At 69.1% G+C, this 12,036-nt stretch carries 7 protein-coding genes and 1 pseudogene; all 8 read right to left on the reverse strand.

What is annotated here, in order from left to right; all coding sequences use genetic code 11:
- Positions 1 to 147 precede the first annotated feature (147 nt).
- Positions 148 to 483 carry an ankyrin repeat domain-containing protein gene (locus tag ABT147_RS01025; protein WP_351401320.1) on the reverse strand — a complete coding sequence of 112 codons (336 nt, stop codon included), beginning with the start codon at positions 481 to 483 and terminating at the stop codon, positions 148 to 150.
- Between the two features lie 157 nt (positions 484 to 640).
- On the reverse strand, positions 641 to 2,128 hold the full coding sequence (locus tag ABT147_RS01030; protein ID WP_351401322.1) for a family 43 glycosylhydrolase: 1,488 nt from the start codon (positions 2,126 to 2,128) through the stop codon (positions 641 to 643).
- Positions 2,129 to 2,248: 120 nt separating this feature from the next.
- Positions 2,249 to 4,534 (reverse strand): annotated as a pseudogene (locus ABT147_RS01035) (family 43 glycosylhydrolase); the annotation flags it as partial.
- Between the two features lie 314 nt (positions 4,535 to 4,848).
- A complete protein-coding gene (locus tag ABT147_RS01040) occupies positions 4,849 to 6,900 on the reverse strand; it encodes an FHA domain-containing protein (protein WP_351401326.1) in 2,052 nt (683 codons plus the stop codon).
- A gap of 58 nt (positions 6,901 to 6,958) precedes the next feature.
- Entirely contained in the window at positions 6,959 to 8,692 is a 1,734-nt protein-coding gene (locus tag ABT147_RS01045) for a serine/threonine-protein kinase (RefSeq protein ID WP_351401328.1), read from the reverse strand.
- Between the two features lie 358 nt (positions 8,693 to 9,050).
- Positions 9,051 to 10,040: a zinc-dependent alcohol dehydrogenase family protein gene (locus tag ABT147_RS01050; RefSeq protein ID WP_351401331.1), complete on the reverse strand. Its 990-nt coding sequence runs from the start codon at positions 10,038 to 10,040 to the stop codon at positions 9,051 to 9,053.
- The gene (locus tag ABT147_RS01055) at positions 10,037 to 10,921 is read right to left on the reverse strand and encodes a carbohydrate ABC transporter permease (RefSeq protein ID WP_351401333.1); all 885 of its coding nucleotides are present in this window, start codon (positions 10,919 to 10,921) and stop codon (positions 10,037 to 10,039) included. Before ABT147_RS01055 ends, ABT147_RS01050 begins: the two co-directional genes overlap by 4 nt.
- Positions 10,918 to 11,877, reverse strand: a complete 960-nt coding sequence (locus ABT147_RS01060) for a carbohydrate ABC transporter permease (RefSeq protein ID WP_351401335.1) — start codon at positions 11,875 to 11,877, stop codon at positions 10,918 to 10,920. The genes ABT147_RS01055 and ABT147_RS01060 overlap by 4 nt, the downstream gene beginning before the upstream one ends.
- Positions 11,878 to 12,036: the final 159 nt, after the last annotated feature.

Below are 12,036 nucleotides of genomic sequence, written 5' to 3' on the forward strand. Positions count from 1 at the left end.
CCCGGCTGCACGTAGACCGGCTACCGACGGCGGAGCGTCGGGCTCGGGCATGGACCGCACCGGGGTCCTGACCGCCTGAAACCTCAATAGTCGACGGCTACGAAGCCGGGCAACTTTCCCTCGCCTTCACGAGCATCGCCTGCACCCTCATCTGTTACCGGCGGCTCGCCTGCTGATGTGGGCCCGCAGCAGATTCACCGCCAGGTCGTGACCGTAGTGGGCGGCCATGTCGAGGGGGGTGTGACCGCCCGGATCCGCGAGCTCCGGGTCAGCGCCGAAGACCAGCAGCACAGCAGTGATGTGAACGGTCAGTGGCTCACCGCTCTGCAGGGACCCGTCGCCCTCGGCATCGATGGCGTGCGTCAGCAACGTCATGTCGCTGAAGACCTCGTCGGGATCAGCGCCGTCGGCCAACAACCGCGCCAGGGCCTCCGCATCGTCGTGCTCGACCGCGTGATGGGCGGGTGTCCAGTAGTCACTCACCAAGGCATTCAACCGTCATCGCAACCCGTCTGCCAGCGACTATCTCCGTTGGCAAAAACCAATTGGATGGCTTCTAGGTCTGGTGCGGTGGGAGAGAGGAGAAGGTGGGGCGGCTGCCCTGGTGGAGGGGGCAAGGGCAGCCGCCCCTCGGGGATGGTCAGCTGACGGGCACGAGGCGCCACTGCTGGCAGGTGTTGTTCAGCCAGGACCACTGGCGTACGTCGGCGCCGTTGGCCGTGGAGCAGTTGGCGACGTCGGCGACCTTGCCGGTGGACTCGTTGACGATCCGTACGTAGTCACCGGTGGCCGTGTACACGAGGCGGAACTTCTGGCAGTTGTTGTTCAGCCAGGACCACTGGCGGATGTCGGTGCCGTCGGCGGAGCCGCAGCCGGCGACGTCGGCGACCTTGCCGGTGCCGACGTTCACGAGTCGGCTGGTGTCGTTGCCCTGGTCCTCGACGCGCCACTTCTGGTTGGCGCCCGTGTGGCACGCCCACTGCTGGATGTTGGCGCCGTCGGCCGAGTCGCCGCCCTGGACGTCCAGGCACTTGCCGCTGCGGCGGTTCACCAGCTGGTAGGCGGTCGGGGTGGCGGCCGTCTCTCCGGAGGGGCCGGGCAGGGTGGTGCCGAGGGCGACCGGGGTGCCGAAGTTCGGGGTGCCGTCGGCGTTCCAGGTGAACTTCTGGGCGCGGGTGGTGCGGGCGTTGCCGCAGCCGCCGTTCGTGGTGCTGTTGGCGTGGTAGACGAGCCAGTTCTCGGTGCCGTCGGGCGAGGTGAAGAACCCGTTGTGGCCGGGGCCGTAGACCCCTGCGGCGTTGTCGCGCTGGAAGACGGGGGTCTGCTTCTTCGTCCAGGAGGCGGGGTCGAGGGGGTCGCTGCCGGTGTGCTCCAGCTGGCCGAGCTTGTAGTCCGGGGTGCCGCAGAAGCTCGCGGAGAAGGAGAGGAAGGTCCGGCCGTCGTGGTAGAGCGGCTCGGGGCCCTCGTTGACGGGGGTCTGCACGGTCTCCCAGCTCAGGGTGGGGCTGGAGATGATCGTGAAGTTCTGGTCGGCGAGCGTGTACGGGTTGCTCATCGGGGCGATGACCAGGCTCTGCTTGCTGCCGCCGATGAAGCCGCTGCCCACCAGGTACAGCTTGCTGTCGTGCTTGAGGACGGTGGCGTCGATGAGCCAGCCGCCGGGGGTGAGATTGGTGCCGGTGAGGGAGTTCTTGTAGGTGTACGGGCCCATGGGGTCCGTACCGGCGCTCTCCAGGACGTGGGTGCGCTGGGAGTCGCAACAGGCGACTCCGGACGGGCCGGCGGAGTAGTACAGGTACCACTTGCCGTCGAGGAAGTGGATCTCCGGCGCCCAGATGTTGGTGTTGCGGCCGGCTGTGGTGTCACTCCAGACCTGGACGCTGGGAGCGGTGGACAGACCGGCCAGGGTCGGCGACTTCCGCATGGTCAGCACGCCGGTGAAGGTCGTGGTGATCAGGTAGTAGTCGCCGTTGTAGTACTCCAGCCAGGGGTCCGCGCCCTTCTGCGACTTGACCGGGTTGGTGAACGGCCGGCCGTCGGCCGCGCCGGCGGGCTGCGTGGTGACGAGTGAGGCGAACAGGGCGAGCAGAGCGGCCCCGAGAATGAACCAGCGACAGGTGCGGAGCACGGCAAGTTCCTTTCGGACGCATGGCTTCGAAATCACGAACCCTGTTCGCGACTTCGGTCAGGAGGTAGAGCGCAGGTCGAGAACCGGTCGACGGAACGGAAGTCGAGTAACGGGAGGTGATCAGGCCCAGGGGCCGACGGCCGTGAAGGAACTGTCGGCGCGGAAGGTGGCGTTGTCCTGGAAGGTGTCGACGCGCAGCTCGAAGTTGTGGTGGCGGAGGTAGCGGCCCGGGTAGTTGTACGACTCCAGGCTGACCGAACCGGTGGCCGAACCCTGTCGGGCGCAGTAGGTCGCGTCCCCGTTGAAGACCGCCGTGCCGTTGCTCGCGTCGAAGCGGACCCGGAAGTCCTTGTGGCGCAGGTAGCGGCCCGACGAGTCGCGGAACGAGTAGCAGGCGGAGTCGGCCAGGCCGGGGACGACGGTGAAGGTGGCGCTCTGCTTGACCGCCGTGGTGCTGGCGGACGTCACCGGGTCGACATAGCCGAGGCTGTCGGAGCGGGCGACGGCGTAGCGGCCGGTGAAGTTGACCGACTGGAGCGAGCGGGTGGTGTTCGTCGGCAGGGTGGCGCCGACGGAGACCGGGGGGACGCTGCTCAGGGTGGGGACGACCTTCTTGATCAGGCCGGCGGAGTCGAACTCCAGCCTGTCGACGGTGGTTTCGCGGTGGGTGCCGTCACCGCCGGGGATGGCGAAACGGTGGTACGCGATGTACCAGTCGTCGGTGTTCGGCACCTGCACCACGGAGTGGTGGCCGGGGCCCTTGATACCGAGCGCGAGGTTCTTCTCCAGGATCACTCCGCGCTTGGTCCACGGGCCTGTGGGCGAGGAGCCGGTGGCGTAGGCGACCCGGTAGTTCTCGTCACGTGTGTCGTTCTCCGACCACATGAAGTGGTAGGTGCCCTTGCGCTTGATGACGAAGGTGCCCTCGTTGTAGCCGCTCGGGGTGATGTTGGTGATCTTCGAGGAGTCGAAGGAGACCATGTCGTCGTTGAGCGGGACCACGTACGCCCGGCCGTTGCCCCAGTAGAGATACGTTTTGCCGTCGTCGTCGGTGAAGACCGCCGGGTCGATCATCTGGCCGGTGAAGGCGCCGCGGGCGATCAGCGGTTTGCCCAGGGGGTCGGTGAACGGGCCGGTGGGCGAGTCGGAGACGGCGACACCGATGTTCGTGTCGGCGGAGTAGTAGAAGTAGTACTTCCCGTTCTTCTCGGCCATCGTCGGGGCCCAGGCCCGGGTGTCCGCCCAGGAGACGTCGGGTCCGAGGTCCAGGATGACGCCGTGGTCCTGCCAGTGGACCAGGTCCTTGGAGGAGTACGCCTTGAATTTCGTACCGCTCCAGCCCGCGAAGCCGTCGGTGGTCGGGTACATGTAGAAGGTGTCGCCGAACCGGGAGATGTTCGGGTCGGCGGTGAGTCCCGGCAGGACCGGGCTCCTCATGACCAGCGCCTCGACCGTCCAGGTGCGCTTCGCGCCGTCGGAGCCGGTCACTTCGTACGTCACGGGATCGGTGAAGTCGCGCGTGGCGCCGGAGGCCGGGCTGATGGTCGCACCCTCGGCGAGGGTGAACTGCGGGGCGAGCGCGGTGAGATCGGTGCCTTCGGTCAGCGGAAGGGTGATCTTGCTGTTGGCGTCGTCGACGATGGCGTCGATCTTCAGCGCGGGGTGGGTGACCTTCGCGACGCCCGTGCTGTTGCCGCTGATTTCGAGGACCTCGCCGGGCGCCAACGCGCGGTTGTAGACCCGGAAGTCGCGCATCTTGCCCTTGAAGAGCTTGTCGTCGGTGAAGAGCGACTTGCCGATGTGGTTGGCCGTGGTGATACCGGACCCGATGGAACCGGGGGTGACGGTGACCGAGGTGTTGCGGGCCACCTCCATGCCGTCCTCGTACAGGACGCCCGTGGTGCCGGTCTGGGTGTAGGTGACGTGCTTCCAGACGGAGCGCTGCAGGGCGGTGGAGACCCGGGTGTTCTGCTCGGTGGACCAGGTCCCGGAGGTGATGCCGGTGCGGAACGTGTTGCCGGTGGTGAACAGGTACCCGTTCCCCGCGCCGTTGGAGGTGTTGCCGAAGCCGTAGAGGAAGTACGGCGTGGCCTGGGCGGCGTCGATCTGCACGTCCATCGAGACGGTGATCGAGTTCATGCCGCTCATGATGTTGTCCGGCACCTTGATGTAGGTGTTGGACCCGTTGAACGTGAGCCCTTCTCCGGTGCCCGACCAGCCCGCGGTGCCGTTGACGGTGCCGTTCCTGCCGTTGCCCGAGGAGTCCGCCGCCACGGTGCCCGAGCCGGCGTCGAGTTTGTACCAGAGAGCCAGGCCGTCGGTGATCTCCGCCGCCTGGGCGGGGGCCGCCGGTCCGACGGCGCCCATCAGGAGTGAGGCGGCGGCCACGAACGCCAGAGCGCCCGGCCGGGATTTTGGGCGGCCCTGAGGTCTCACGCTGTGCATGGGTTCACATCCCTGAAGAAGGCATGCCGGAGGGAGGCGCGAGGCCTCGGCGGAAGTGCTGGTGTTTCGCCCGTGTGGCATCGCGTTGCGTGAGTGTGAATTGGGTCATGAGTCAACGTCAATAGTTTTCGAACAATGTCCGACATGTCGAACACTTACCTTCGAGTTCGCCAACTCGCCACTGCCTGAGAGCTCGTGGCACGTCCGACCAGCCGACCGCCGGACAGCAAGAGGAAGGGAACGGCCTGCCGGCCCGAGTGCGGCAGGCCGTCAAGTCAGGCGGGGCCCAGGATGACCGAGGTGCGGGGGTCGGGGAGTTGGTCGGTCGCGCGGGGGGTGGCGGGGACGAAGACCGGGGCGTCCTGCTGGTAGAAGATGTCGATGTCCGCCTCCTCGCCGCCGACGATCAGCGTGTCCCATGCGCCGCTCTCCTGGAGCGTCCGCAGGGTCGCGGGCGCCAGCGCGGCGAGGTGGGCGCGCAGCTTCTCGTCGTCGGGCAGGCCCGGAAGGCGCTCGGCGAGGCGCTCGCGGATGGACCGCATGCGGTCCAGGAGGATTTCCAGGTCGGCCTCCGTCCCTCCCGAGGACGCGGGGCCCACGCCCGAGGACGCGATGCCTCCTCCCGAAGGCGCGGAAACCCCGGCAGCCCCGGCGCCCCTGGCGGCCGACCCGCCGATCCGGGCGGCGGATCCGGCGACTCCGGCCGCCGGTCCCGCCGTGGCCTCCATGCTGCGGTCGATGATGTCCTTGATCGCCCGGGTCACGCCTCGCTCGTCCGTCGTGACCATCGCGTTCCACGCGCGGCTCTTGTGGCGGTACTGCAGCATCGACATCGCCGCCTCGTGCCGGATGAAGTCCGCGTCACGCAGCGGGCGGCCACGCCAGACGCGGCTGAGGGAGCGGGCCAGGGACACGGCCGAGGCGAGGCCGCTGTTCAGTCCGCGTCCGGGCCAGAAGTGGATGGCGTTGGCCGCGTCGCCCAGCAGGAAGCCGTACGTCCCGGGGCGGTCGGCGGTCGGGCGGGTGAGCTGGGCGGTGAACCTCGGGCGCTGCACCATGTCCAGCCGGAACGACGTGATCGCGCTGAGGTCGTCCTCGGCGACGCCGAACAGCCGCAGCCCTTCCTGGATCCGCTTCCACAGCGGCGAACTGCGCAGCAACGCCGGCAGGAACAGCGTCCCGTGCGTCGGGCACACGAACTCGTTGTCCTCGTGCCGGCTCATCACGCACGGCCGGGACGCGATGCACTCCTCGAAGACCTGCCGCACCGGGTCGATGCCGATGACGCCGCGCGCCTCCTCGCGGGTCAGCCGCATGTTCAAGAAGCCCTCGCCACGCAGCGAGTTGAGCAGGAACCGGTTCTGCGCGACCGTGAGCAGCACGCTCATCGGGTCCGAGAGCCGGGACTTGACCCGCAGGCCCAGGATCACGTCCTGGAGGTGCTCCCCGTCGAGGGAGTAGATGGTGGCGTCGGCCGCGCCGAAGCGGTCCGCGAAGTGCTCGCGGGTGCGGGACCGGCCTCCTTCGCAGATCACCAGCACATGGTCGCGGGCGATGAGGTGTCCTTGCTCCACCGGGTCGAACTTCTTCGGTACCAGCCGGATCGCGGACTTGGTGTTGGCCAGCTCCAGCAGCCGGTCCTCGATGTAGGCGATCCGAATGTTGCGGGGCGGGCGCCCGTCCACGGAGTCGGGTCCCAGCGGCCACATCTCGGAGAACTGTCCCTCCCCGAACAGCGTCGTCTGGATCTCCTCCGTCAGGGCCAGATACTGCCGGCTCTGGACGGTGACGACCTGCTGACGGCGGACGTTGCCCTGGGTCTCGTCCTTCCAGACGACGGCGGTGCCGCTGCGGGCCCACCGGCCGTCGTGGACGGTGATCGAGACCCGCCCTGAGAGCGCCTCCTCCAGCAGCAGCGCGAAGGCGAGTCCGACCGGGCCGCCCCCGGTCACCGTGACCCGCAGCACGCCCGGGTTCGCGACGGCGTCGGCCCGGGGCAGGGCGAGCTGGGAGAGGTCCATGACCGTCTCCACGGCCTCCTGCGTCTCGAACAGGAAGGTCTCGTCGCCGATGCGAATGGTGTCGCCGGGCGTCAGCTCGTGCCGGGTGACGCGCAGCTCGTTGACGTACGTTCCGTTCCTGCTGTCGCGGTCGCGGAGCACGTACGCGCCGTTCTCCGCGACGATCTCGGCGTGAAACCGGGAGGCGCTGACGCTGACGATGATGACGTCGTTGTCGCTCTTGCGTCCGAACGTCAGCGGAGCGTCGCCGAGGACCACGCTCTGACCGGCGAAGGGACCGCTGCGTCCCACTATGACCGACAGCACGGAAACTCCTTCGGGGAGGAGGCCAGGTTAGTTCGATTATGTGCGGTGTGGCGTCGTATCACCCGCTGTTCGCACGACAAGTCACCGAAAAAGAGACCGAGTTGGACTTGGCGTCGAACGGCGACCGGATCTCCACCGCCATCCCGCTGCGCAGCGTCCCCTCCTGCGCGTACGTCGACAACCGCACCGTCTCCTTCTTGGTGGTCTCGTCACCCTCCCGGAACGCCAGCGTCCGCCACTCCCGGTCCACCACCGATCCGTTCTCCGAGACCCATCGGTAGGAGAACTGGACGGGCCGTTGGGATGTCGTGAACGTCGCCGTGAACCACGGCGCCTGGCCGTCCTCCGGCGGGCAGCTCCCGTCGTAGGTGGTCGCACCGCCCGTCACCGTCACCGACACGGGCCGCGACGTGCTCCCACCGGTCCCCGTCCCGTCGTCCTCGTCGCCGCCCCGGCCCACGAGCGCGTAGGTCAGACCAGCGCCGAGCAGGACCAGCACGGCCGCTGCCGCCCCCATCAGGTACGCGGTACGGCGGCGGTTGCGCCGCTCGGGGGTGGGGGTAGGGGTGGACACGGGCACGGCGCCGGGGTCGGGCGCCGTGATCGACGGACCGAATCCCGCGCCGGCGGGAGGAGGACCGAACACGCCCAAGGGCGCGGGCACGGGTACGGGCGCGGTCGCCACACCGTCGGCGGCGGGCTGGTTCGCCGTGGTGTCGCCATCGGCCCCCGTCGGCGCGGACTTTCCGGAGGCGAAGGTGGTGGTTAGCAACTCCTCCACCACGGTGACGCCGACGGTCACCACGTCTGTGACGGCATCCGTGACGACATCCGTGACGGTTTCCGTGGCCGAGGTCGTGGCCGAGGTCGTGGCCACGGCGGTGGTCCCGTGTCCGGTCGTGGCGGCCGTAGTACCGGCGGCGTTGCCCGCCTGCGTCGGGATCGCCGACTCCCCGGCGATCAGGCTCAGTTCACGCCCGGCCTCCTCCGCAGTCATCCGCTGCTCGGGGTCCTTGCGCAGCAGCCCTTCGATGACCGGCGTGAGCGGCCCGGCGCGGTGCGGCGGTGGCAGTTCATCGTCCACGATGGCGCGCAGCGTGGCCAGGGCCGTTGTCCGGCGGAACGGCGAACGGCCCTGTACGGCCATGTAGAGCAGTGTGCCCAGCGACCACAGGTCGGAGGCGGCGCCGGGAGTGCGGCCCAACGCCCGTTCCGGCGCCACGTATTCGGGCGAACCGACGACCTCGCCGGTGATCGTCAGCGGCGAGTCGCCCTCCACCGTGGCTATCCCGAAGTCGGTCAGTACGACCCGGCCCTCGTCGGCCAGCAGGACGTTGGCGGGTTTGACGTCGCGGTGCAGCACTCCCGCGCCGTGCGCCGCGCGCAGTGCCGCCAGCACTTCGACGCCGATCCGGGCGACCTCCTTCGGCGGCAGGGCGCCTCCGGAACCGATCACGTCGGCCAGTGACCGGCCACGGACCAGTTCCATGACGATCCACGGCCGGCCTTCGAAGGTGACGACGTCATAGACGGACACCACTCCACGGGCGTTGACCCGTGCCGCCGCCCAGGCCTCCCGCTCCAGCCGGGCGTGCAGTCGCGCGCTGCGCTCCGCGGGAAGATCCACGGAGGCACGGACCTCCTTGACCGCCGCCTCCCGGCGCAGTACCTCGTCGAAGGCGCGCCACACCGTCCCCATTCCGCCCTCGCCGAGCACGGACAGCAGTCGGTACCGGCCGGCGACCAGCCGTTCGCCACCGCCGTCCGGCGAGGCCGCGTCCTGGTGGGGCATGTGGGTCAACTCCCTGTCTCCGGGAACCGCCAGCCGCAAGGTGATCAGTGCTTCGAGGTTCAGGACAAGCGCAGGGTCACGGCCGCACCGGCGACACTGGACGTCGACGCACGGACGCCAGTCGGCGCCAACGACCTCCAACAACCTTGCCCTACCGCCCCGTTGATTATGGCCGGGCCTCGCACGCGAGACCAGCATGCGAAGCGACACCTCAGGAGGGCCGCCCCCAGACGGCCGCCCAGATGCCGCAGCCGCCTGCCGCCGGGCCGGACCCGGGCATCGCTCGGATCCGGCCCCGCACGACAGCTACGACCATGTGTGACCGGGAGGGGCGTCGACGGCCCCGGTCGGGGTGGTGTCAGGGGAGCACGACGATCTTGCGGCCCTGGCCGGCCGCGAACTGCTCCAGTGCCTGCGGGTACTGGGTCAGCGGCATCCGGTGGCTGATGAACACCCGCGGATCGAGCACTCCGGCGGCGAACAGCTCCGCCGCCCGTTCGTAGCTGTGCAGCACCGCCATGGAACCGGTGATGGTGATCTCCTGGTTGTAGATGCGGTACGGGGAGATGGTGGCCGTCGTGGCGTAGTCGGAGACACCGAACTGGAGGAACGTTCCGGCCTTGGCGACGCGTTCGAGGCCGTCCTGGATGGCGGCGGCGTTGCCGGTGGCGTCGATCACCACGTCCCAGCCGGCCGGCCGCCCCAACTCGTCGGCCGAGAGCGCCGACTTGGAGCAGCCCAGCTTCTCGGCCGTCGCCAGCCGCTCCGGGTTGATGTCGACGACGTCCACCGAGGCGGCACCGGTGCGCTTGGCCAGCTCCAGCATCATCAGGCCCATCGTTCCGCTGCCGTAGACGAGCACATGGGAGCCCATCCTGCTGTTGAGCACGTCGTAGCCGCGTACGGCGCAGGACAGCGGCTCGATCAGTGCCGCGTCCTGGACGTCCACGTGGTCGGGCAGCCGTACGCAGTTGGCGACGGGAGCCACCGCGTACTCGGCGGCGCCACCTGCCCGGGTCACGCCGATCGCCTGCCAGCGGTCGCAGAGGTTGTTGCGTCCCACGCGGCAGTAGCGGCACTCGTTGCAGTAGAGCGAGGGGTCCACGGCGACGCGGTCGCCGAGCGCGAGTTCGGTGACGTCTCGCCCGAGGCCCACGACCTCGCCGGCGAACTCGTGGCCCGGCACGACCGGCAGGGTCGGTGCGAACTCGCCCTGGAGGATGTGCAGATCGGTCCCGCACAGTCCGCAGGCCGCCACGTCGACCACGACCTCGCGCGGCCCGGGAGTGGGGTCGGGCACCGTGGTGACGGTGACCTTGCCGGGGGCTTCGATGACGGCGGCTTTCACTTGACTGCTCCTAGGGACAGGCCGCGGACGAGTTTGTCCTGGGCGGCGAAACCGGCGATGAGGACCGGCAGCGAGACGAGCGTGGCGGCGGCGCAGAGCCGGGCGAGGAAGAGGCCCTCGTTGGTGATGAAGCCGACGAGGAAGACCGGCGCGGTCGATGCCGTGGTCGCGGTGAGGTTGACGGCGAAGAGGAACTCGTTCCAGCTGAAGATGAAGCAGATCAGCGAGGTGGCGGCGAGTCCGGGCATGGCGACCGGCGCGACGACCCGCAGGAGCACGGTGGGCAGGCCCGCGCCGTCGACCTCGGCGGCCTCCAGGATCTCTTTCGGGACCTCGGCGAGGAACGACCGCATCATCCACACCGCGATCGGGAGATTCATGGCGGTGTAGAGGACGATCAGCGTCCACACGTTGTCCAGCATCCCGACCTCTTTGACGATCAGGTACACCGGCAGCAGGGCCGCGATGGCCGGGAGGAACTTGGTGGACAGGAAGAAGAACATCACGTCGGTCCACTTCTCGACCGGCTTGATGGACAGCGCGTAGGCCGCCGGCACCGCAAGGGCGAGCACCAGCAGCGTCGAAATGACGCTGGCCATGGCCGAGTTGAGGAGGAAGGGGGTGATGTCCCGGCCGAAGAGGGTCTCGTACTGGTCGAAGGTGAAGGGGGCGAAGGGGGTCGGCGGGTTGGTGGCCGCGTCCGCCTCCTGGTGGAAGGAGGTGAGCACCATCCAGGCCACCGGCGCGAAGAACGCCAGCGTGGCGAGCCAGGCGACGAAGGTCCACAGCGGTGACAGCCGCGGCGAACCGGCCTGGTCGTCGCGTCGGCGGAGGAACTTCTTGAGCTTCGCCCCGGGGGCGGCGGTCGCGTGCGTGGTCATCGGGACACCTCCTCGCGGAACAGCGACGCGATGGTGCGCAGCGCGAAGGTCGCGATCACGATCGAGCCGAGGACGACGACGACACCGGCGGCGGCCGCCTCGCCGTACTCGTACTTGCGGAACATGGTCAGGTAGATCTCGTACGGCAGATTGGTGGTCCGGGAGCCGGGTCCGCCCTGGGTGATGGTGTAGACGGCGTCGAAGGTCTGCACGACGTAGATCGTGCCGAGCAGGACGCCGAGTTCGATGTACTGCCGCAGGTGCGGCAGCGTGATGTGCCGGAAGGTCTGGAGTGCCGACGCGCCGTCGACCCGGGCGGCCTCCAGCACGTCACCGGGCTGTGCCTGCAGGCCCGCCAGCAGGATCAGCATCATGAACGGCGTCCACTGCCACACCAGGGAGATCACGACGGCCGGCATGGGGAAGTTCGACACCCAGTCGACCGTGGGGCCGTGGTCGGCGCCGAAGAACTGGTAGACGGCGTTGAGGGTGCCGTTGAGCAGGCCGTAGTCGGGGTTGTAGACGGCGTGCTTCCACAGCAGCGCCGCCGCGACCGGCATGACGAGGAACGGGGCGATGAGCAGGGTGCGGGCCAGGCCCCGGCCGGGGAATCGGCGGTCGAGCAGCAGCGCCAGACCGAGGCCGAGGACCACGCTGATGACGACCACCGACGCGGTGAGTACGGCGGTGTTCAGCACCGCCGCGCGCAGCCGCCCGTCGGTGAAGACGATCCCGTAGTTGGACAGGCCCGTGAAGTGCCGGTCGCCCGGTCGCAGGACGTTCCACTGGAGGGTGGAGATGACGAGCGTGGCCACGAAGGGCAGTTGCGTGACGATGACGGTGAAGATCAGCGCCGGCAGCAGCGGGCCGCGCCGCCGCCAGGTGCTGAGGGCGGTGGAAGGTCGCGGACGCACCGGAGGCGGTGCTGTTCTGGATGTGTCGATGAGCGTGGTCATGAGAGTTCCCTTGGCCGGTGACGGCCGCCGGTGACGGCCGGGTCGCGGGCGGTCGCGGTCGGGGGGGGGGGGGGGGGGGGGGGGGGGGGGGGGGCCCGGGGGGGGGGGGGGGGGGGCGGGGCGCGCGCCCCCCCCCCCCCGAGTGATGAAGGAGCAAAC

Origin of the sequence: Streptomyces sp. NPDC001868, from assembly GCF_040297125.1 — a bacterium.
In the GTDB taxonomy this organism is placed as follows: Bacteria; Actinomycetota; Actinomycetes; order Streptomycetales; family Streptomycetaceae; genus Streptomyces.

What these genes read in the sequence shown, in the direction of transcription:
- ABT147_RS01045 (WP_351401328.1), bottom strand. Translation starts at nt 8,692, where the DNA reads ATGCCCCACCAGGACGCGGCCTCGCCGGACGGCGGTGGCGAACGGCTG.
- ABT147_RS01060 (WP_351401335.1), bottom strand. Translation starts at nt 11,877, where the DNA reads ATGACCACGCTCATCGACACATCCAGAACAGCACCGCCTCCGGTGCGT.
- ABT147_RS01055 (WP_351401333.1), bottom strand. Translation starts at nt 10,921, where the DNA reads ATGACCACGCACGCGACCGCCGCCCCCGGGGCGAAGCTCAAGAAGTTC.